This window comes from Psychrobacillus sp. L4 (assembly GCF_042944905.1).
Classification (GTDB): domain Bacteria; phylum Bacillota; class Bacilli; order Bacillales_A; family Planococcaceae; genus Psychrobacillus.
The window spans coordinates 3712723-3735659 of record NZ_CP168496.1 but is presented as its reverse complement, the minus strand read 5'-3'; the positions used below and the strand labels follow the sequence as shown (position 1 = coordinate 3735659).

20 protein-coding genes, 1 pseudogene and 1 other annotated feature are annotated in these 22937 nt (G+C 36.1%); of the genes and pseudogenes, 16 read left to right on the top strand and 5 right to left on the bottom strand.

The genetic code is table 11. From position 1 onward, the window contains the following. Nucleotides 1–70: 70 nt before the first annotated feature. The 11 genes from ACEPXG_RS18065 (at nt 71) to ACEPXG_RS18015 (ending at nt 12211) form a co-directional block, all read left to right on the top strand. Nucleotides 71–586, top strand: coding sequence for a type 1 glutamine amidotransferase domain-containing protein (locus tag ACEPXG_RS18065; RefSeq protein ID WP_391205535.1), 516 nt, complete (start codon nt 71–73; stop codon nt 584–586). Between the two features lie 381 nt (nt 587–967). Continuing rightward, the gene (locus ACEPXG_RS18060) at nt 968–2572 is read left to right on the top strand and encodes a gamma-glutamyltransferase family protein (protein ID WP_391205533.1); all 1605 of its coding nucleotides are present in this window, start codon (nt 968–970) and stop codon (nt 2570–2572) included. 11 nt (nt 2573–2583) lie between these two features. Continuing rightward, nucleotides 2584–3162, top strand: coding sequence for a chromate transporter (locus ACEPXG_RS18055; RefSeq protein WP_391209995.1), 579 nt, complete (start codon nt 2584–2586; stop codon nt 3160–3162). Beyond that, entirely contained in the window at nt 3159–3686 is a 528-nt protein-coding gene (locus ACEPXG_RS18050; protein ID WP_391205531.1) for a chromate transporter, read from the top strand. Before ACEPXG_RS18055 ends, ACEPXG_RS18050 begins: the two co-directional genes overlap by 4 nt. Nucleotides 3687–4132: 446 nt before the next feature. After that, on the top strand, nt 4133–5935 hold the full coding sequence (gene glmS / locus ACEPXG_RS18045) for a glutamine--fructose-6-phosphate transaminase (isomerizing) (RefSeq protein ID WP_391209993.1): 1803 nt from the start codon (nt 4133–4135) through the stop codon (nt 5933–5935). 386 nt (nt 5936–6321) lie between these two features. Beyond that, nucleotides 6322–6903, top strand: coding sequence for a HEAT repeat domain-containing protein (locus ACEPXG_RS18040; RefSeq protein WP_391205528.1), 582 nt, complete (start codon nt 6322–6324; stop codon nt 6901–6903). A 147-nt stretch (nt 6904–7050) separates the two neighbouring features. Further along, the gene (locus ACEPXG_RS18035) at nt 7051–7575 is read left to right on the top strand and encodes an immunoglobulin-like domain-containing protein (protein WP_391205525.1); all 525 of its coding nucleotides are present in this window, start codon (nt 7051–7053) and stop codon (nt 7573–7575) included. Nucleotides 7576–8485: 910 nt separating this feature from the next. Further along, entirely contained in the window at nt 8486–9712 is a 1227-nt protein-coding gene (locus ACEPXG_RS18030; RefSeq protein WP_391201519.1) for a site-specific integrase, read from the top strand. A gap of 153 nt (nt 9713–9865) precedes the next feature. Then, the gene (locus tag ACEPXG_RS18025) at nt 9866–10672 is read left to right on the top strand and encodes a tyrosine-type recombinase/integrase (protein WP_391201522.1); all 807 of its coding nucleotides are present in this window, start codon (nt 9866–9868) and stop codon (nt 10670–10672) included. After that, nucleotides 10666–11709: a tyrosine-type recombinase/integrase gene (locus tag ACEPXG_RS18020; RefSeq protein WP_391205522.1), complete on the top strand. Its 1044-nt coding sequence runs from the start codon at nt 10666–10668 to the stop codon at nt 11707–11709. The genes ACEPXG_RS18025 and ACEPXG_RS18020 overlap by 7 nt, the downstream gene beginning before the upstream one ends. A 307-nt stretch (nt 11710–12016) precedes the next feature. Beyond that, on the top strand, nt 12017–12211 hold the full coding sequence (locus ACEPXG_RS18015) for a hypothetical protein (protein ID WP_391205520.1): 195 nt from the start codon (nt 12017–12019) through the stop codon (nt 12209–12211). 133 nt (nt 12212–12344) lie between these two features. On the opposite strand, the gene ACEPXG_RS18010 is transcribed toward ACEPXG_RS18015, so the two are convergent. The 3 genes and pseudogenes from ACEPXG_RS18010 to ACEPXG_RS18000 all read right to left on the bottom strand — a co-directional run bounded on the left by ACEPXG_RS18010 (nt 12345) and on the right by ACEPXG_RS18000 (nt 14817). Beyond that, nucleotides 12345–13568 carry an IS110 family transposase gene (locus ACEPXG_RS18010; RefSeq protein WP_391205517.1) on the bottom strand — a complete coding sequence of 408 codons (1224 nt, stop codon included), beginning with the start codon at nt 13566–13568 and terminating at the stop codon, nt 12345–12347. Nucleotides 13569–14059: 491 nt separating this feature from the next. Then, nucleotides 14060–14668 (bottom strand): annotated as a pseudogene (locus ACEPXG_RS18005) (IS1595 family transposase); the annotation flags it as partial. Further along, nucleotides 14641–14817, bottom strand: coding sequence for a hypothetical protein (locus ACEPXG_RS18000; protein WP_391205515.1), 177 nt, complete (start codon nt 14815–14817; stop codon nt 14641–14643). The pseudogene ACEPXG_RS18005 and the gene ACEPXG_RS18000, both read right to left, overlap by 28 nt. A 599-nt stretch (nt 14818–15416) precedes the next feature. Between ACEPXG_RS18000 and ACEPXG_RS17995 the strand changes: the two genes are divergently transcribed. Next, on the top strand, nt 15417–16577 hold the full coding sequence (locus tag ACEPXG_RS17995; RefSeq protein ID WP_391205512.1) for a YhgE/Pip domain-containing protein: 1161 nt from the start codon (nt 15417–15419) through the stop codon (nt 16575–16577). Between the two features lie 63 nt (nt 16578–16640). Beyond that, nucleotides 16641–17183 carry a PadR family transcriptional regulator gene (locus ACEPXG_RS17990; protein WP_391205509.1) on the top strand — a complete coding sequence of 181 codons (543 nt, stop codon included), beginning with the start codon at nt 16641–16643 and terminating at the stop codon, nt 17181–17183. Nucleotides 17184–17554: 371 nt separating this feature from the next. Here the strand turns inward: ACEPXG_RS17990 and ACEPXG_RS17985 are convergent, their stop codons facing one another. Both ACEPXG_RS17985 and ACEPXG_RS17980 read right to left on the bottom strand, forming a co-directional pair. After that, nucleotides 17555–18916: a sodium-dependent transporter gene (locus tag ACEPXG_RS17985; protein ID WP_391209990.1), complete on the bottom strand. Its 1362-nt coding sequence runs from the start codon at nt 18914–18916 to the stop codon at nt 17555–17557. A gap of 77 nt (nt 18917–18993) precedes the next feature. Then, nucleotides 18994–19220: a binding site (T-box leader), on the bottom strand. 59 nt (nt 19221–19279) lie between these two features. After that, nucleotides 19280–19804 carry a dihydrofolate reductase family protein gene (locus tag ACEPXG_RS17980; RefSeq protein WP_391205506.1) on the bottom strand — a complete coding sequence of 175 codons (525 nt, stop codon included), beginning with the start codon at nt 19802–19804 and terminating at the stop codon, nt 19280–19282. A gap of 288 nt (nt 19805–20092) precedes the next feature. On the opposite strand from ACEPXG_RS17980, the gene ACEPXG_RS17975 reads away from it, so the two are divergent. The 3 genes from ACEPXG_RS17975 to ACEPXG_RS17965 all read left to right on the top strand — a co-directional run bounded on the left by ACEPXG_RS17975 (nt 20093) and on the right by ACEPXG_RS17965 (nt 22934). Beyond that, entirely contained in the window at nt 20093–20473 is a 381-nt protein-coding gene (locus ACEPXG_RS17975) for a hypothetical protein (protein ID WP_391205503.1), read from the top strand. Next, a complete protein-coding gene (locus ACEPXG_RS17970) occupies nt 20460–21098 on the top strand; it encodes an O-methyltransferase (RefSeq protein WP_391205500.1) in 639 nt (212 codons plus the stop codon). Before ACEPXG_RS17975 ends, ACEPXG_RS17970 begins: the two co-directional genes overlap by 14 nt. Before the next feature lie 717 nt (nt 21099–21815). Continuing rightward, a complete protein-coding gene (locus tag ACEPXG_RS17965; protein ID WP_391205497.1) occupies nt 21816–22934 on the top strand; it encodes an ABC transporter in 1119 nt (372 codons plus the stop codon). The last annotated feature ends 3 nt before the right edge of the window (nt 22935–22937 follow it).

Here is a 22937-nt window from a genome sequence, read left to right as displayed (position 1 = left end):
ATTTGTTATATGTTTACTCGGTTTATTTGGTGGAATAATAAGAGAGAACAAACAGATAAGGAGTGAGGAAATGGCTAAAGTAGCAACATTAATCACAAATATGTTTGAGGACGTAGAATACACAAGTCCCGCACAAGCATTAAAAGACGCAGGACATGAGGTATTTCAAATTGAAAAAGAAGCAGGAAAAGAAGTTACAGGAAAACAGGGCGAAGCAAAAGTAAAAATAGACTATAGTATTGATGAAGTAAAACCAGAAGATTTTGATGCGTTATTCATTCCTGGTGGATTTTCACCGGACATTTTACGTGCAGACGATCGCTTTGTTGAATTTGCAAAAGCATTCATGGATGCTAAAAAACCCGTCTTTGCAATTTGTCACGGACCACAGCTTCTCATTACAGCAAAAGTATTAGATGGACGAGACGCTACAGGTTATGAGTCGATAAAAGTCGATTTAGAAAATGCCGGAGCCACATATCACGATGAAGAAGTGTTCGTTTGTGGAAACCAACTTGTAACAAGTCGTACACCAGATGATTTGCCAGCTTTTAATAGAGAAATCGTGAAGTTATTGGAGAAATAAATAGAAAAGTAATGAAATTAAAAGAATTTCTCAGACTGTAGACAAACTTGGTAAAAATCGAGTTTGCCTACAGTCATTTTTGTTTTAACTCTGTGAGCCTATACGTTTGAACCCTTCACAGGTGGACGCTTTCTAGCTGAGCGGGCTCTCTCATCTTTTTCCACTGTCTATTAATATAGGAGAAAATAATTAAAAGGTTATAGAAGTTTTACACCACGAAAATCATTTGTCTTCAATCTTAGGCATTTTAAAAAGAGGGTTATTATTGTTTGGATTTAATTGAATATTCATGTAGATTTCTACTAATCGATATTATATAATAATTATTAACATATATTTACAACGAATAATATTAAATACATAGATTAGAGGAGGAACATCATGGATTACTTACATCACCCATTTGCAGCGAAAAGGCATACCGCTTTCGCTAAAAAAGGTATGGTTGCAACGTCGCAACCATTGGCAGCACAAGCAGGAATAGAAATCCTCCAAAAAGGTGGCAATGCCATTGATGCAGCAATTGCAACTGCAGCGGCACTTACGGTAGTAGAACCAACTTCAAACGGAATTGGGGGGGATGCATTTGCACTGGTTTGGACTAAGGACAAGCTTCATGGGTTAAATGCATCAGGTCCAGCACCTCTATCGATTTCTGCAAAGCAAATTAAAGAAAAAGGACACGACAAAATGCCGGGATATGGTGTCATTCCAATAACAGTACCTGGTGTTCCAGCGGCATGGGCGGAGTTGTCCGAAAAATACGGAAAACTAACACTTCAAGAAGTGTTAGTCCCGGCGATTCGATACGCAGAAGAAGGTTATCCTTTAACACCGATTCTCGGTAAGTACTGGAAAATGGCGTATAGAAAGTTTAAAGAGAACTGTACCTCGGAAGAATTTACATCTTGGTTCGAGACATTTGCACCTAATGGAAAGGCTCCAGAAATCGGAGAAATATGGTCTTCACCTGATCATGCGAAAACATTACGTGCAATTGGTGAAACGAATGCTCGTGATTTCTATGAAGGGGAAATTGCAAATAAAATAGATACTTTTATGAAACAGCATAACGGTTATTTATCAAAAGAAGATTTAGAGACCTATAAACCTGAATGGGTTGAGCCAGTTTCGACGAATTATCGTGGCTATGACGTGTGGGAAATACCACCAAATGGGCAAGGAATGATAGCACTCATGGCACTAAATGTGTTTAAGGAGCTTGCAAAACCGGAATGGCAAAGCGCGAATACAATTCACCAACAAATCGAAGCAATGAAATTAGCATTTACAGACGGAAAAGCTTTCATTACAGAGCTAGAAGAAATGCCGGTAAGTGTGGAACAGTTACTATCAGAAGAATACGCGAAAGAACGTGCAGCAACTATTGAAGTGGAACCAAGCTATCCAAAACCATATGAATTACCTAAAGGTGGCACTGTTTATTTGGCTACGGCTGACGAAGAAGGAAACATGGTTTCTTACATCCAAAGTAATTATATGGGATTTGGCTCAGGTGTCGTTGTACCAGGTACAGGAATTGCATTGCAAAATCGGGGACATGATTTTTCATTAGATGAGTCTCATCCAAACTTTATCAAACCGGGTAAAAGATCATATAATACGATTATTCCCGGATTCCTAACGAAAGATGGTCAAGCAGTTGGACCGTTTGGCGTAATGGGCGGATATATGCAACCTCAAGGCCATTTCCAAATAGTCACGAACACGGTCGATTATTTAATAAACCCACAAGCGGCGCTTGATATGCCAAGATGGCAATGGATAAACGGGAAAACTGTGCATGTCGAACCCGAATTTCCAAACTATCTTGTACAAAGTTTAGTAAGGAAAGGTCATGACATTCATATTGCACCAGATACCGGAAGTTTTGGACGTGGACAAATTATTTGGAGAAATGCGGAGACGGGTGTACTTCAAGGCGGAACTGAATCTCGAACGGATGGAGCTATAGCAGTTTGGTAAAACGTATTGCAATGAAGAACAAATCCGGGCGTCCAGGTCGTGTTCTTCAGAGGGATATAAGTATAGCCTTTTTCCGTTCAGGGATTCTTGGATTCGGAGGGGGTCCATCGTCTATACCACTCGTTCATCAAGAGGTTGTAAAAAAATATGGCTGGATGGATGAAGATGAATTTGGAGACACGCTTGCCCTTGCAAATACGTTGCCTGGACCAATTAACACGAAAATGGCAGGGTATATCGGCTACCGAATAGCGGGTATATGGGGTTGTTTAAATGCAATTATTGTATCCGTAATTCCGACTGTATTAATGATGATTTTATTATTGGGATTAATACAAAAATATAAGGATATTCCGAAAGTGCAAAATATGTCTATCGCAGTAATACCAGTAGTAGCGGTATTGCTTGGTCAATTAACGTGGGACTTTATAAAGAAATCAGGAGAATCTCTTGGTTGGTTGAAGGCATTGTTGTTAATAGTTCTTTCAACTGTATTAATTGAAGTTCTACATATTCATCCTGCCATTGTCATTTTAGCGTGCATAGTTCTTGTGTTCGCCCCCTTACTTAAAAGGAGGAAGAAAATATGATCTATTGGCGTATATTTCTAGCCTTTTTTATTCCGAATATACTAGGCTATGGAGGAGGTCCAGCCTCTATACCATTAGTGGAACATGAAGTAGTAGGGAAATATGGATGGATGACAACACAAGAATTCAGTGAAGTAGTCGCTATTGGGAACTCTCTACCTGGACCAATCGCTACGAAAATGGCAGGTTATATTGGTTACACAGAGGGTGGTATATTAGGTTCCTTCATCGCAATGTTTGCCACTATCGCTCCCACATTAATATTAATGATTGGTATGATGGCCATCTTATTAAAGTATAAAGATTCTCCGGAAGTAAAAAACTTAACGAAGTTTATACGACCGATTATAGCCGTTTTACTAGGTTTTATGACCATCCAGTTTGCACAAGAATCTGTAATAGGGTTGGGGATGTGGAGTTCAATCATACTAATAGCTGCAAGCGTGCTATTATTAGTAAAATTCAAAGTTCATCCCGCATTTGTTATTTTATTGGCATTAATATATGGTGCGATTACCGGTTAAACGAAGAGCCACGGATATGTGGCTCTTTTTGTGTAGCAAATTGTATTGTAATAGCATTTATAGAAGGAGTACTTAATTGACTATCGAATTTAATTTAAGTATGATAGAGATGCTGATTTGAGTTGTCATACCTCTTGTATGAGCTAACATTACAGCAACCGCGTAGAAATGGAGGGACAAGAAACGCGTAAAAAACAGGAAAACAATTATAGCGCCAGAGCTGAAGAAATTGGACGGAAATTTATCTTCAGCAGACGAGGTGGAGGTTATCGAACTTTCGGCGGATGCCTCCCGACCGTATTTGCCCGGTTGTTATTCTTTTTCATAAACCATACGAGTGATTGTATGACAGAGGGGAAAAGAAGGCATTCTTAGCTTAATGAGCTACTGCACTTAATGTGTAGGGAGTTTATTTAGACATGAATGTAAATGGAGGAAATAAGATTATGTGTGGAATTGTAGGATATATTGGAGAAGCAGATGTAAAAGAAATTTTGTTAAATGGTTTAGAAAAATTAGAGTACCGTGGATACGATTCTGCGGGAATTGCTGTGTTAAATAAAGAAGGCGTAGTCGTTTTTAAAGAAAAAGGACGTATTGCTGATTTACGTGATGTAGTAGATGAAGAGGTAGATGCGAAACTTGGAATTGGTCATACACGTTGGGCAACTCACGGAGTTCCAAATCAACTAAATGCGCATCCGCATCAAAGTACAACAAAACGTTTCACACTAGTGCATAACGGTGTAATTGAAAACTATCACCTAATGAAAAAAGCATATTTATCTAATGTAGAAATGGCATCTGACACCGATACAGAAGTAATTGTTCAGCTTATTGAGAAATTCTCACAAGACGGTCTTTCTACAGTAGATGCACTTAGAAAAACATTGCATCTTATTCACGGATCGTATGCACTTGCTCTACTAGACAAAGAAGATAAAAATACGATTTATGTAGCGAAAAATAAATCACCACTACTAGTAGGAATTGGTGATGGATTTAATGTTGTAGCTTCTGACGCTATGGCGATGCTACAAGTTACGGAGCAGTATGTAGAGCTTCATGACCAAGAAATCGTAATCGTGCAAAAAGATTCTGTTGAAATTCAAAAACTAGACGGCACAAAAGTAAAACGTGCGTCGTACAAAGCGGAACTTGATATGAGTGATATTGAAAAAGGAACATATCCTCACTATATGCTTAAAGAAATGGACGAACAGCCGGCTGTAATTCGTAAAATAATTCAAGCTTACCAAAATGAACAAGGTGAGCTTACAATTAATCAAGCTATTTTAGATGCATTTCATGATGCAGATCGTTTATATATAATCGCAGCGGGAACAAGCTATCATGGTGGACTGATTGGTAAAGAATACTTCGAAAAAATTGCGGGTATTCCAGTAGAAGTGCATATTTCTAGTGAATTCGGCTACAACATGCCGCTTCTATCAGAGAAACCATTATTTATGTTCCTAACACAATCAGGTGAAACTGCAGATAGCAGACAAGTACTTGTGAAAATTAAAGAAAAAGGTTACCCAACGATTACAATGACAAACGTACCAGGGTCAACACTTTCTCGAGAAGCAGATCATACATTACTACTTCATGCTGGTCCTGAAATTGCAGTTGCATCTACAAAAGCTTATGTTGCTCAAGTTGCAGTATTAATGGTGTCAGCTTCAGTATACGCACAATCTCAAGGTAAAACACTAGACTTTGATGTAGTGAAAGAACTAGGGATTGCAGCAAATGCTGTGCAAGCAATCGTGGATTCCAAAGAAGAAATGGAACAAATCGCAACAGAATTTTTATCAACAACTAGAAATGCATTCTTCATCGGACGCAACATTGACTTCTACGTTAGCCTTGAAGGTGCACTAAAACTAAAAGAAATTTCCTATATTCAAGCAGAAGGTTTTGCAGGTGGGGAATTAAAACACGGCACAATCGCTCTAATCGAAGATGGAACACCGATTTTCGCTCTAGCAACGCAACAAGCAGTGAGCCTAAACATTCGTGGAAACGTAAAAGAAGTAGTAGCACGTGGCGCAAACCCATGCATCATTGCTATGGAAGGTCATGAAGAAGAAGGCGACCGCTTCGTACTTCCAAAAGTACATGAGCTATTCGCTCCACTAGTAGCAGTAATTCCGCTTCAACTGATCAGTTATTATGCAGCATTGCATAGAGATTGTGACGTGGATAAACCAAGAAACTTGGCTAAGTCGGTAACGGTGGAATAAGTGAATTTAATAAAATTTTAATGTTGTTGAGTTACAAAAAAGTTGTGAACTGAACAAAAAAGTCGTGAACTGGACAAAAAAGTTGTGAACTGAACAAAAAAGTCGTGAACTGATATATTAGTGTTGAATGACAACAAAGTCGGGAACTGACACTTTCAATAGAAAATTTTAATTTAAAGCACGACCCAAGTTTTTATAGGGTCGTGCTTTTTTACGTTCATATAAATTTACTGACAATTCGAGGTAATTGAATAATAATTTGGTAAAATATAGATGTAGTCAAAAAAGATTGTGAAGTTGTTCACTTAAACTAACGGGGCAGTTTAGTTTAATAAGGAATGGTAAAATATTATATATAAGGCAAGGTTTAGATGGGGGTAACGAGGGTGGAGAAATTAAACAAAGAACTACTTATCTCAGAGATAAGGGATTTAGGATATAGTATCTCTTCAATTGAAGAATTAAAGAAAATAGATGATAAAAATAAAGATGTCATTCCGATTATACTAAGGCACTTATCGCAAATTACCGATGTTAATCATAAGGAGTTCTTGGTAAGGTGTCTGGGAGTAAAGGGGTTCAATACTGCCTCCAGTCCGTTAATCAATGAATTTAAAAACTCGTCTAATAACACTTATAAATGGGCAATTGGCAATTCTTTATCGTTAATTCTCGATAAAAGTTCGTTAAATGACCTTTTAGAGATTGCAACAGATAAGAAACACGGTATGGCAAGACAAATGATTGTGGATGGACTAGGCAAATTTCAAGAAAAAAAGGTAATTCCTGTTTTGGTGGGGCTATTAGAGGATATAGATGTCCAAGGACACGCACTATCAGCCCTTTCAAGATTTAAAGACCCTGAATTGATACCCCTTATAATGCCTTTCGTTAATCACGAAATAACTTGGATTAGAAATACTGCTAAAAGGTTAATAACAAAACTCGAAAAACTAAGGAAAGAATAAATAATCCTTATTAAGCTAACGGGTGCTTTACTTCAAGAAGGAGTAAAGCCTTTTTTCTTATTGAACTAACGCGGCAGTTTAATGAAACAAGGTTTTTGAAACTTTTTTCTAAAAATCAATGTCTAAATTTTAAAGGGGGGAGAGAATTTGAATAAAATATTAATATTATTTACGGTAATTAGTTTTGCATTAGTCGGTTGTTCCCAACAACCAGAAAGTCAAACAAGCGAACCGACAACTGAATACGGAAGTTCTAGCAATAGTGATTCAAATGAGACAACCGACTGGGAACCTACAATATATGAAACTGTCAATAACCTTGATGAAGTAACGATGATTGCAAAGGAAGGAACGGTCTCTTCAACTGGGTTGACTGTAACATTTGAGAATAACTCCAACAAGCAAATTATCTATGGTGACCCTTCTTTGATAGAAAAGAAAATCAAGGGAAAATGGTATCAAGTCCCAGATGTATTAAGTGGTAACTATGGTTTTAATGATATTGGCTATGGCTTATCTTCTCAAGAAGTTAAGGAATGGACAACTGATTGGGAGTGGCTCTATGGAAATCTAGATAAGGGTGAATATCGTATAGTGAAATATATACTAGATTTTAGAGAAGCTGGGGACTATGATAAATATCATTTGACAGCGGAGTTTACAGTTGACTAACCCAACAAAATTAATAAGTAACGAAAAATGTGAAATATTGTACTTAAACTAACGGGTGCTTGTGCGGCCGAGCCTAGGTCGTATCATATAGCGGGTGGGATTCCCGTCGAGAAAGAACTAGCCATTCACTCGTAGCGAGTCTTGGAGGGCTACTGGTAACATTAGCCTTTAAGCGTAGACAGTTAGATGGCGGGCCGAAAGCCAATAGGTTGAAGGGATTGAGCTCCATAATGTTAGTAATTCGAGAGGGCTGATGCCTTAAGCACAGCAGAAAGCTACATTTTATCCATCGTTAAAGGCAAGAAGGATAAAACCTCTCTGGAGTCAGAGACCTTGGCACGTCAGACATTGATATGATACGGCAACTCGGGAGGCCCTACCGGTCTTTTCTTCTTATAGAAGAGTATGGTGTACAAGCGATAATAAGCAAGGAAGCCAAATGCCGTTGTAGGGAGTCGGATAGCAGCGTAGTACCAATGAAGTTGGGTAATGCCGATGGAGGAAAGGCTGCTACCAAGTGATCACCCTCACTAGGGACACATTTACTACACACAGCGGTAGAGTTAATAAATGTAAACTAAACTATTGAGGATAGCAGAATAAGTAAAATCTGATCGAAAGAGATTAGGTAAATCTTGTGAATGGTGACTTGGAGGAGCCGTGTGCGTAAATAGCGCAAGCACGGTTCTGTTATCCCTACTTCCGGATAACAGAACTTATCCCGACCTCTGGGTTATTCCGACTCTTTAGATGATTATAATTAAAATACATGAAATAACGAATTCTTTTCTCCAAAAGGAGGGGGAAAAGTCGGAATAATAAATTTCACAGTTGTATTTTTCTTACATAAGTCAACCGATAATAAATATTGGTTATCAACCAAATCTATTGTTAATGGAGGCATTATGTAATGAATAAAGTCACAATCCAAGAATTAATTGATTTAGCTAATGAAAACTTGAATGAACTTCAGCTTCGTGACGGTTACATTCATTTCTATCATCACCGTGCATTTCAGCCAATCTCTAATTTTTATCGTGAGAAATCAGAACTATTCTATTGTTCCGAACTGATGGATGAACTTAGGAGTCATTACCAAGAGCTATTTTATTTTGGTAGTATTTCACGAAAAACCCTATGTTGGCGTTTGAGAGGTCTTGGTATTATAAATGAGGTATATAAAACCGGCGGTTTTGCTTGGAAAGTTTTTAGTATCAAAAAAGAATCCCTACTTTCAAGCTATTACAAAAAAATCTTAACTGAATTTCTTTCTAGTCTGGGGGATATCCGTAGAATCGGTATATACAGATCCATCACTGAAAGGTACTTCCTGTTTTTGACTACACACGGACACAGCACAATTGGAATAGTCTCGCCTGTAGTTATTCGAAGTTTCATTGTTGATATATCTACCAGTCGTCCAAAAACCATGGATGATGTAGTAACAGTGCTAAGAAAAATTCATATGTATCTTCGTGAGGAAGGCCTGCTTGATATCCGTTTTGAACCAATCCTTTTCGTACCAAGAGCTCGTGACAAGAAAGTTCTGCCCTGTTTTTCACCAGAAGAATTAAACTTAATACTGAAACAGGTTAATACAGAAACACCGGCAGGAAAAAGGGATAATGCCATCATCCAACTTGGTATCTCCACTGGACTACGTGCTGGTGACATCACAAACCTAAAGCTGACGGATGTTGACTGGATAAACAATGAAATTTATCTGATACAAGGTAAAACAAAACAGCCGCTATCACTTCCATTGGAAGAACGTACTGGTAATGCCATAATTGATTATATTCTTAACGGAAGACCAAAATCAGAATCTTCTTATATTTTCCTGAGAAGTCTTGCACCCTATCATAAGTTTCAAGACGGGGTGGCTATTTCCTGCGTATTTCGGAAATACCTCAAAAGTGCCGGCATCAGCCATACTGTTGGTGACGGAAAAACCTTTCATGGACTTCGTCGGACACTTGGTACGGAAATGGTCGTTCAAGGAATTCCCATTACGACCGTTTCACAGGTACTTGGGCACCATTCGCCAGAAGCTGCTAAGCAGTACATCTCCCTAGATACTAATGGTCTGAAGCAATGTGCATTAAGCTTCGGCACCATCGGGGAGGTCCGAGTATGAAAAATCAAATCGAAAGCCTTTTTACCCCATATATTGAGGAAATGCTTGAATTATAAGGTGAGTCTAGGCTACCAAAGACGCACGTATGAGGGGTTTCTTCGTGATTTCAGCAGATTCTGCTGGGGAAATTTCCCTGAGGAAGACAGACTAACCATGGAACTTGTCCATGCGTGGGCAATAATGCGACCTACAGAAAGTCAGTCAGGATTTCGCAGAAGGCTATCCCCTTTAAGAGAATTTGGAAAGTATCTAAATGCGATTGGTATCCAGAGCTATGTTATACCTTCCGACTTTTCAGGAGGAAGATCCTCATTTATGCCTTATATATTTACAGATGAAGAACTTATAACTATTTTTACTGAAGCTGACCGCCTAAAGAGAAACCAAAACACACCAAATCGTCATCTAATTGTCCCTGCACTATTAAGGCTGATTTATTTCTGCGGTCTACGTCCGAATGAGGGACGTGAAATCAAGAAATTAGATGTGGATCTGGATAGAGGTACCCTCTTTATTCGTAAGAATAAGACGCATAGAGAACGTATTGTACCAATGTCAGATGACATAAGAAATTTCTGCATAGAATATTATGAAAAGCTAAAGATATTCGCACCTAAAAGCGAATACTTCTTTCCAAATCCAGACGGCATCCCGTATTCGGCTGAATGGCTCACCAAGCAATTTCTTTCGATATGGGAACGTAACCAACCTGTACAATGTTCTACAAGAGTACGCGTGTACGATCTCCGTCATAGATTCGCATCGGCTGTAATGATGAATTGGCTAGACGAAGGCGTAGACTTATATGCAAAGCTTCCATACCTAAGTACATATATGGGGCATGCTAGATTTTCTGATACCGCCTATTATATCCATCTCCTTCCTACAAATCTGACTCGTTCCAATGCAATTGATTGGGATTCATTTTCGGCACTGATACCGGAGGTATCACCATGGTAAAATCGGAAAGCTTAAAGTTTTACCAGATGGTACGGGACTTCCTCACAGTCTATTTGCCAAAACAAAAGGCAAGCAGTGCGAATACGATTAAGGCTTACAGAGAGTCATTGAATCTCCTCCTAGAATACCTAAAAGAGGAGGAAAACCTTCCGTTGATGGAAGTTTCTTTTGATAGAATCTCCAGGAAAACCGTGGAAGGCTATCTTGATTGGCTAGAAGAAACTCGCAAATGCAGTATTCCGACCAGAAATCACAGGCTTTCTAGTATACGTTCCTTCTATAAATATGCCGGAAATAGGGACATGTCGATCATTGCCTATACCATTGAATTTGAAATGATACCAATCAAAAAGACAGAGAAAACACAACAGGTGAAATTCTTTGAAGAAGATGCATTAAAGGCAATCCTAGCACAACCTGATACATCTGCTAGAAAAGGTATACGAGATTTATTTTTCATGATATTGATGTATGACACTGCCGGCAGAAATCAGGAAATACTTAATTTGAAAATCAGTGACATTCGTGTATCTACAAAGGATTCCCATGCAGTATTATCAGGAAAAGGAAACAAAATAAGAATCGTACCACTCATGCAAAGAACCATTGATCACTTTAATAATTACATTCGACTTTTTCATGATGGAAAGGTTACAGACGAATTTTTATTCTATGTTATACAAAAAGGGAAAAGACAGGCAATGTCAGCTGATAATGTCGGGAAATTTATGAAACGATATGGGAAAACAGCGAGAGATCAATGTAATAAAGTACCCGAAGGTCTTCATCCACATATGTTTCGTCATTCCAGATCAATGCATCTTTACCGCGGCGGCATGCCACTGGCACTCTTGTCGGAATGGTTGGGTCATGCACAGTTGGAAACAACTAAGATTTATGCAAATGCGGATACACAGATGAAACGGGAAGCGATAGAAAAAGCAACAAGCAGTCTAAATCCATTGACACAGGAACAGAAAGTTACATCATGGCAGAATGATGAAGAATTAATTAAGCGACTTTATGGATTATTATAGACATAATTATTCCGACTTTTTAAGCTATAAGCCATCAAAAACATAGAAAAAACCTGTGTTTTTGATGGCTTACTTATAAAAGTCGGAATTATGCAGAAGTCGGGATAAGTTCTGTGAGGGGAGAGGAACACAATCTACCGCAAGGTAGAAAGGTTTCCTTCTACTCGACTAGTGAAATATAGAGCTGGATAATACAGCTCTTTTTTCTCATTCAACTAAAGCCGCAGAATACTTCAATAAAGTAATTGGAATCATGTGGTAAAATTAGTTATTCAATTTAACTTAATGCTTGGAGGGAATTATATCGGTGGAAGCAATTGTGTTATATCTAGCAGGATTGTTTGTTCTATTTACAGTTATCAAAGTAGCTGTGACTAAAGGTATTAACAATTCAATAATTGGAAAAATGTTTGAGAAACAATATGGAAAAAGAGATAAAGAAAAAGGAATTAGTGAATTGTTGGAAAAATACGGCGAAATAGAAGATGATGATAAGAAATAAGTTGTTAAACTACCATGAAAATTAAGATCTGTAACATTGGGGAGAAGGCAATACTAAAGAAGACGCAGCTCATTCGTTAAAAAAAAAGGGGAGAGCGCCTGATTCTAGATCTATTGTAGGTACATGGACTGGATTAAGATGCTTCAGGTTCTTGTATTGTAACTGTATATCCTAAACTTTCAAGTCTTCGTAAGGAATGTCGAACAATTGACTGTTGTCTCTTTTTATCAAAGTAGTCTTCACCTAAGTCTACGTACATTTCTTTTCGAGTTAAGAGATAATAGGAAATGCGTAACATGGCATGAGCGACCACAATTCCTGCTCGTTTCTTCCCTTTTCTTGATGCTGTCCGTCTATACAGTGCTCCGAGATAGTTTTTAGATCCTCTTACAGAATGAGCTGCTTCTGTTAATGCTGATCTCAAATACTTGTTTCCTTTTTTGGTTTTAGCTGATTTCCTTTTTCCCGCACTTTCGTTATGTCCAGGAACCAATCCTGCCCAAGAACACATATGAGCCGCACTTGGAAACTGATTCTTAATATCTGTTCCGATTTCAGATAAAATTTGCTCGGCCATTCTTGTAGCTATGCCAGGAATAGAATCAAGTCGTTCCACATCTTCTTGATTGACACTTACTCTTTCTGCCACTTCTTGATCGAGCATTTCTATTTGTTCAGTCAAAAAATCAATATGCTTTAAAATGGTTTTCAACATAAGACGTTGATGTGAATTGATGTATCCTTTTAAAGCTAGAGCAAGTTCATCTTTCTTCTTTTTCATGGAACGTCGAGCAAAGTTTGCAAGTTTTGTAGGATCATCTTCACCTTCGGCAATAGCGTTTAACATATCTCGTGCCGAAACACCTAAAACGTCTGAAACAACAGAACCTAGCTTAATATTTGCGCCCTCTAGCACTTTTTGAATGCGATTATGTTGTCTAGCACGTTCTTCAATGATACTCCGACGATACCGAACTAGTTCACGTAGTTCCCGTTGATCTCGGTTAGGAATGTAACTTGCTTTTAGAAGTCCATGGCTAAGAAGTTTGGCAATCCATTCGGCATCCTTCACATCGGTCTTGCGACCAGGAACTGCTTTCATATGTTGGGCATTCACAACTAGAAACTCAATATCTTCAGCTTCCAGCAAATTCACAATAGGTTTCCAATAGACACTAGTGCTCTCCATGGCAACGTGCGTACAGTTATACAGTTTAATCCAGTCAACCAACTGTATTAAGAAAATAGTTTTAGTAGAAAATGTTTGAATCTCCTTTCCTTCTGGTGTGATAATACATGCAGTTATATTGTCCTTATGAACATCCATACCACATGCTCTTTCAATGACTACATCCATTGAAAACATCCTTTCTACGGCTCTTATTATTGGAGGCTGGTGCAACAATCAGAATAGGATTAATCTACCATGTGTGCTTCCCGTAAGGGAGCGACAGTCAGTGGTGCACCGTGGTCGTTGGAGTCAGACTAACGGATGGGCTCTAAGGCACCATAGTTCATCGACCTTCCTCTCCCAGCCATAGAATCAGTATAGACAGTTTTTCACCATTTTCATTCTCTGTGGTGAAGCGCTGATTTTGCGCTTCATGGATGGCTAACGGGTGCTTTAGTAAAAAACGGACAGCAAAATACATGAGCTTGAAGATACATTTCCCAGCTCATTTTTTTATGTGCATTTTTATTTCCCTATGAAATAACATGAATAATCTTGGCACTAGAATGCGAAGTTTCTCAGTCTCAACTTATCGACGGTTTTCCAAGTTCCATGGACACTTGCCAAGATAAGCATTTGCTTTTTCTTGCTCAAATCGCTTTCCATTTTCCTATTGTTGAGAAATTGAAACCACACTAAATAAAGTTGTAAATACTTCGTAGAAACACCATTAAAACGACTTATCCATTTCTTTAAACGGGAATGGTAATTATTAATATTATTGAGGTGGTAGATGCCTTTCTTTACATATTCTTTCTTACTGCCGTTTATGATGACGTACTCCACATCGTTATTAGACGTATAAGATTTGTAAGAATTGTGAGCATCGGAAATAAGCAAGGTATGACTATTAAAATGCGATGTAAGGGTTGTATCAATTTGCTCCAATAGAATTCTACCTGAACCGACTCGCTTTGAAAGGGTTGTTTTGTTTCGGTCTCTAGCTACTAATACACAGAATTGTTCAATGGAAATACCTCTTTTTGTAGCAGGACCGCCACGTTTTCTTGGTTTACGGTTCGGAATAACACTTTGTCCTTTATGGCTTTCTAAGAAGTATGTTTCATTTACTTCTACTAGTCCTTCAAAAATACCGATACTTTTTTTGCGAGAGCAGACAATACTTTATGTCTCCAATAAAACGCGGTTACGTGAGTGATACCAATTTTTAAAGCTGTTTTACGAAGTGATAGACCATTTAACATACACTCAATAAATGAAATCCATGTGAAAACTTTCTCTCTCTCAATTCATCAATTAAAGATCCTTGTTGTGAAGTCGACGCCGAGAAATGGCGAGTTAGATAATCTAAAATAGATTCTTTGTCCCTATCGTTTAAAGAAAAAATATCAGCTATTATGTTCGCTAAAGTCATTTGAATTGCCCCTTTTGTAATTTATACAGTAAGGATCCCAAAAAAAGACTATGATTTGTTCAAAATAATCCAATAAATTTGATGTAGCTTTTTTAATAGACCAATTGAGACAAAAGTATATTCAACTATCTTCAGAAATAAGGCGCTTTCCTGTAAAAAAGGAACAGCGTTTATTTTTATTTTAGGGCCAAATTGAGAAGATCAATTCATTTTATTCAGTCATAATTTATGCATTAAATAGTTGGAAATTTTAGAGGGCTAATGATTAGTTGAAAGTTGTATTATATAGTAACTTCAATATTGTGAAAATATTGGAACTCCCCTTGTTTGAATTGGATTTGCCATGGTGCTGTTATATTATTAGCGATGTACTTATTTTTTAATAAGTTTATATCACTTATAGTTAGTAACGATCCTCTCTTTTTCATAATTTCGACAAAAAATAAAAACAAAATAGGCCATACTATACTTTTTTGATTGCAATTGAAACTTGAATCTTATAAGATACTTAACATAGTTAAGTTAAAGTGGTTTAATTAAAGTACTTTAACTTAATTACTAATGAAATAACGAATAGATATTTAGAAAGGAATTACAATATGAAATTTACAGAGTTTTTGAAGAGTAAAGGTGCCATAGGCTCTATATTTATGGGTGTTTTTTATGCAGTGTGTATGTTAGGAATCTTCTTGCCAGGTTATACAGCAATTCCTGGGAATATCGATCAATTACCGATTGCCATTATTAATGATGATGTAGGAGAATCTGGAGCTCAAATTACAGAGAGCTTAGTAGAACAACTCCCATTTGAGAATATAAAAACAAACATTTCTAATAAAGCGGCTTTAAAAAATTTAGAAGATAACGAATTAGCTTTAGTAATCCATATTCCAGAAACATTTTCAGCTGATTTACGAAATAGTGATGTATCATCAAGTATTGATTTCACTCTCAACGAAGCAGGAGCAACAGTTGTATCATCTTCTATGACACAAGTTGTTTCTCAAATTAACGAGCAATTAAGTGGGCAATTCTCACAACAAACAGCACAAGGTATTGTAATGAACTTTAATGTACCTGAAGATCAAGCAAAAGAAATGGCTGAGCTGATTGAAAACAGTTATGTAGGTAATGTTGTTAAAATTAATGACATTCCAGATGGTATGCATAACAATATGTTACCAATGTTTTTAACTATGTCCTTATATGTAGGGGCGATGATTGCAGCGATGCAATTAGTTGGTGCGTTTAAAGTAAATCGCGGGAGAGCTACGAAAACACGTTTATTCATTTATGTACAATTAACAGCAATCCTTATTGGTGTTATTGCTGGTTTAGCTTCAGCAGGTATAGCGTTTGGTATCAATGATTTAAGCGGAGATTTATTCTTCCAAATTTGGGGACAACAAATCCTGAATTATTGGGTATGCTTTAACTTCACAGCAATTGTAGTATTCTTAATTGGTGAAGCAGGTATGATCTTAAATATCCCAATATTGTTAGTTCAAACGATTGCTAATGGGGCAACGATTTCACGTGATATGATGTATGCACCTTATAAGTGGGCGAGCCATATTACACCGATGTATTATTCAGTGCAAGCTTACTTTGCGAATATTTTTGGTAGTACAAGTGTAAGCCCTTATTTGTTAGGGTTAGCTTTAGTTGGTATAGTAGCGATGTTAATTAACGTTGTTATCGTTTGGATCTTACACAAGCCACTGCCAGTAGTGGATTCAAGAGAATCTGCAAAAGTTTAAATTCTGCTGAAGTAAATGATTAGTTTTGATACAATAGAACTAATATTTGCCTAAGGAGCTGAAATGATGGCAATTCAAATTTTCATTCTGACTAAGCTTGTGGAAGAAAATAATTACCCTTATAAATTGAAAAAACAAATCTCAGAATTACAGCCTCTTGATACGATAAATGGTCTGACTGAAAGCAAGTTATATTACCATTTTGAATCATTGGCGAAGCAAGGCTTTATTGAGGCAAAAGAAATCATTAAAGAAGAGCATCGACCAGATAAACAAGTATTTGCAATCACTGAAAAAGGCCGAGAAGTATTACCGAAAAAAATTTATAAACTCTTTGAAAATGCAGACACAATCGGTAGTATGGTCATTGGTTTAGCTAATATGAAATATGTGGATCGTGATAAAGTCATCGGTATATTAGAAAAAAAGGTATACGAGATAAAAACGACTTGGGACAAGATGTCTAAATTTGACAGAAAACATTTTATGGAGCCAGGGCAAGAAATATTAGCAGACTTTATTGGGGATTATGCAAACTATAGAATAAACTCTTCAATACAGTATTTTGAGAGATTAATTAACCATATTCAAAAAGAGGAAATATAGGAAGAAGGCTATTTACAGAGGATTGTAAATAGCCTTCTTTTTATTATTTTCAAGTGATATTAACCTTTACCATCTCGATTACTTTGTAGTGCCTTTTGATTGTAACATTTTACTACTTTTATTTTACATTGAGGTTCAGTAAAAGTGGATTTTACTTCAATAATACTATGCGTTAGTTCTATAACAATCAGAAAAATGATCAAACTTTTTTATTATAACTAAACCGACATTTTCAATCGAAAAACCCATTTTGATCAATCTATTTTCAAAATGGATTTTTTCGTTTGTTACTATATAAAACTTCAAGTAATATTATTATTCCAACTTTATTCCAATACTTTATGTGCATTTAAAACACGGGTTGTTTCATCTTAAAAAAGTGCAATAATTTTATCGAGTATGCCCGTAATATCAAGGAATACGATGATAATGATTAGAGGGATAACGTACTTCATAATGAAGAACCAAATATTAAATGCAGAAGCTCCTAAACGAGAATGTTGCAATAGTTCTTCTCGTAAAGTACTTTTCTTAATCTTCAATGGTATGAATATAGAAATTAAGAACACGCCTAGTGGCATTAAAATATTACTAACTAAATAATCAGCTGAGTTAAAAATATTTTTGGAGAAGATTAAAATATCAGCAAATACGCTATAGGATAATGCTGAAGGAACACCTACTGCGAAAATTAAAACACCAATAAAATATGCATATTTTGTTCGTTGCTCTTCTTTACCTTTCACTAGAGAAGCGACAATTATTTCTAACATAGAAAAGGCAGAAGTCAATGTAGCGAATAAAAATAATGCTAAAAACCCTAATAAGAAAGCTTCACCAAAAATAATTTGATCAAAGACAGCAGGTAGTACAACAAATAATAATCCAGGGCCTTCAGCTGGTTCTAAACCTAGAGAGAATACAGCTGGGAAGATGGCTAATCCTGCTAATAAAGCAATGAATAAATTCATTGAAACAATTGAAATAGCCGGTTGGATTAAGCTTTCTTTTTTCGATAGATAGGAACTATACGTTACCATTACTGATACACCAACACTTAGGGAGAAGAAAGCTTGCCCCATCGCATACAGAATACTTTGAGATGTGATGCTCGAGAAATCAGGTGCTAAGTAGAATTTTACACCTTCCATTGCATTATCGAGTGTAAGTGAGCGAATGATTAGAACAAAAAATAGTATGAATAAAGCAGGCATCAAAATTTTACTTACTTTTTCAATTCCATTTTGAATCCCTTTTGCTACTACTAAAACAGTGATAACTAAAAACGCAAGTTGAGCTACAATAACCAAAGTAGGATTTCCAATCGTACTGTTAAAGATAGCCCCATAATCTGCACCCTCACTAATTATTCCACCAAACAAACCTTTGGCAAAATAAATAACAATCCAACCACCGATTACACTATAAAAAGATAGTAGCAGGAAGCAAGTAAATACTCCTAATTTTCCAATCCAATGCCAATTAGTATTAGGAGCTAAAGTGCGATAAGCACTAACTGCTTCTTTCTGAGTGCTTCTACCGATGATAAACTCTGCTAGCAACAACGGAAAACCTATAAACAAAGAAAATAAAATAAATAGAAGAAAGAATGCGCCTCCCCCACTGATGCCAGTTACATAAGGAAGCTTCCAAATCGCTCCTACTCCTATAGCTGACCCAGCTGCAGATAAAATAAAACCAATCTTCGATGACCATTGCTCTGATGTTTGAATGCTAATCAATCCAATCTTTTTTGGTATTTAGTGTCCTTTAAAATTAAAAGACAAAAAACCACGTCTCTATCTATAAAGATAGGGACGTGGCTGTTCACGCGGTACCACCCTAATTGGAAACAATTCATGTTTCCCACTTGTTAAAATAACGGTTTAATCCGTTTTCATACTACTTGTCCTAAGATGCAGTATAAAAAAGCTCGAAGAATGAAATTCACGCAGATCTTTGTATCAGTTTCCACCAACCACTGATTCTCTGCCAACAGGGAGATCTGGCTTAATATTTTCTTGTCATCACTCATTTGATATTTAGAATAATAAACGAAATTATAGTATGATAATACATCGAGGTCAAGTGCTTTTTCATGATTTAACCTTATAATGCAGCTGTACAAACTGTCCATAACGTATTGAATTAACCAATACTAAATCTATTTGGGGATTATTATCTTTAAATAAAGGAATGCCAGATCCTAAAATATGAGGTGTGACCGTAATAATGTATTCATCAATTAAATTTTCTTTGATAAAAGCATCGAGTATATCAGAGCCACCAACCATCCATATTTTAGCACCTTGTTGTACTTTTAACTTTTTGGTGAATGCTACAACATTTTCATTCACAAAATCTACGTATTCAGTTGAACCTTGCTCAGTTGTTGAGAAGACATAGTTTTTCTTGTCAGGATAAGGAAAAGCTTCTGCATGTTCCATAACGTAGTCATATGTTCTTTTTCCCATAATCGTCGTATCAATAGTGTCATACATTGCTGTATATCCATTATCACCTTCGCCTTCAACTTCTTCTAACCATTGTAAATCATCATCTTCCTTAGCAATGAATCCATCTAAACTAACACCAACATATAAAATAACTTCACGTGTCATAATTTTGTCCCCTTTTATTTTTAGAATAGCTCTTTTTGATAAAATTATAAGGTATAAACTATACTAACTCTAAAACATGACAAGAATTTTGGGAAGTTGTATAAATCGTATTTAAGAGATTGTCTCTTTTGAATACGATTTTTTTGTTCGGGATATTTTCCAAGGCTATATGAAAATTAATATCTGGCGCCTGGTTTTAAAATAATTCAGAAAATGTACGAATTGTGTGTGTCGTAGGTCAGTTTGATCAAATATTGTCAATATGTATACAAAGAAAGGTGATTTATTATGAGAAATGAAAAATTCAAGGACTTTAAGAGCGAGGGACATCATCGTGGTGAGCGTTACAGAGGAAGAGATAGTTCACATGGACCGAAAACATTTCGTCGAGGTAGGGAAATTGCTTTTTTAGAGAGGATGAATCTTAAACGTTCAACCATTATGGAACAGTTAGATAAACCAGAGTTTCAATCTATTCAACCAATTTTAGTCGGTGAGTTAAAAGCCATTGATATGGTAATCAACGAATTTGTTCAATTATTTGAGATACATGAGAATGAGGCAATGAATACACCCAACAATAATGAAGAAACTGAAAATCCGATGTCTGATAGTAAACAGTCTTTAGATAATAATGAGGAAGGAATTGAATTGAATGAAACAAATTAACAGCTATATTGATTCATTGTTTCATAATCAGGATGCACTTTTGGTGGAAGTCATTTCGTCCATTGAAGAAAACGGAATGCCTTCGATATCAGTATCTTCTTCCTCTGGAAAACTTCTAACTATGCTTATAGCAATTTCAGGGGCTAAAAATGTTCTTGAAATAGGTGCTCTTGGTGGCTATAGTGGAATTTGTCTTGCAAGAGGATTTGGTAGAGAAGGAAAATTAACTTCCCTTGAATTAGAAGAGAGATATGCAAAGTTAGCGCACAGCAATCTATCTAAAGCTGGCTTTGACGATCAAGTATCCTATATGACGGGAGCAGCTTTGCAAAGCCTTGAAAAACTAGTGGAGGATAAAAAGCGATTTGATTTTTTCTTTATTGACGCTGATAAAGATAATTATGAAAATTACCTAGAATATTGTATTAGGCTAGCAGATTCGGGTGCTTTAATAGTTACAGATAACGTACTTGCTGGGGGTAGTGTAGCAGACCAGGGGGCTAAACCTAAACGTTATACTGAATTAATGAAGAAATTCAATGAAACTGTGGCTAATCATCCTCAATTAGAATCTGTTATTATTCCAATCGGAAATGGGATGACTATTTCGAAAGTAAAGAAATAAAAAGAGGCAACGAGTGGCGTTAATCCTCTTTTGGGTTTAAAGAAACACATGATGCTTTTTTATAAGGATTATAAAAAATGATCAATCTTCTTTTAAAATGAAGTTTTTTCATTTATCATCAAATAAGGGTTAGTTATTTCTTTTTAGTCAAACTTTATCCCAAAGATACAATAATTGACCATTTATAAAGAATATTAACTGTTTTTGGTGAAGTTTGAATATTTGTAATAATGTTGCGTCTTTTAACTCCTTTAGATATGATTGTCTAAAGGGGTGTTTTTATGTCAAAAAGAAAAAGAACATCTAAAAAAAGAAAAGGTGGATAAGCACGGCCATAGTTAGGTATTAGAGCAGTTTATTAGCCTTGGTCAAAATTCAAGATGTTTCTTAGTTAGGTCGTTCAATAAGATTAAAAGGTATTAAGACAAGTAAATATCATTAGTTTTTATCAAATTTGGAACAAAACCATTCTTATTTAACTGAATTTTCCGTAGACTTGCATTTGCCGTTCGGCAGTGGTGTAACGCTCTTTTATTATTTGCTAGCTTAGAAACTATCATAGAATGCTAGTTTGTATAAACTATGGCCATGAAAATTTTCAATGTCAGGTGTTTTCGACATTACTATATATGGTGGTTGAATGAAATAATAAAAGACTTGTTTACTTATTATAAGGATACTTATTTAATACAGAGATTAGTAGTTTGGGGGAAGGCTATGTGGAAGATATTAAAGAACTTTTTTATTCTAGAGAAATCAAATAAAAAGAATATTTTTGGTTGTATTATTGTGGCAGTATTTGTTTTTGGTATGGTTTTATTTGTGAAAACCGAGGATTTAGGAAACTCGATAAAAGAACAATCAATCGAATATCAATCGCTGTCTTCCGCGTTGATTAAATTTCAAAATGTAGATGCTACTGATAATGGGAATGGAAGCGACATATATAAGAACTTAGTTCTCCAGCAACAAACTGTAGCGAAGAAACGTATGGCAATAAGGATGAATAAACCGGAGTTGTTTTTGGATACAGCGATAGACCTAGCGAATTTAAGAGATAAAGCATTTGATATGGAGGGATTTGATAATGTTGCGAGTTATCTACCTTCAAAAACAGAAAATCAATTGGAGAGTGTATTCTATCAATATGTAAAGAGAACAGGAATATCATTATCCACGAATTCTTTATCTTTCTTTCCATTTCTCGTTTATCTATTTGGTGTTTTAGGTTCGGTTTGGTTTATTTTCATGAGTATTTATACATGTGGGATCATGATAGAAGAATTTCAACATACGTCGTTAATTAAGGGTTATCCTATTACGTTTGATAAATACGTTATAGCTAAATGTATCTCGTCGTTGCTCATTGTAGGTGTATTTCTTCTGGAGTTATTTGTTTGCAGCTTGCCATTGGTTTATTTTAAGGGATTAGGGAACCCTTCCTATCCTATTGCAATCTTTGATGGTATTGTTGAGATTTATCCAATTTACAAATACCTAGGAGTATCTATCCTGTATATGATGGGTATATCCATTTTTACTATACTGCTATCAATTATTTTAAATGTTTTATTGAAGAATATGTATTTGACGCTGTTTTTGGAATTGTTATTGTATATTTTCCCTATGTTATTTCCTAGTTTGATGAATCTTGTTCCTTTTAATCCATTTAACTATTTTAATTTTACTAAAATACTGAGTGGGCAGACGCTCGACCTTGCAAATCCAGTCATTTTAAATAGTACATATGGATTGATATATATTGGAATAAGTATTGTCATAATGGTAGTCGCTGTAAAGTTATTTTTGACTACTGGGAAACTGAGAAAGATATAGGAG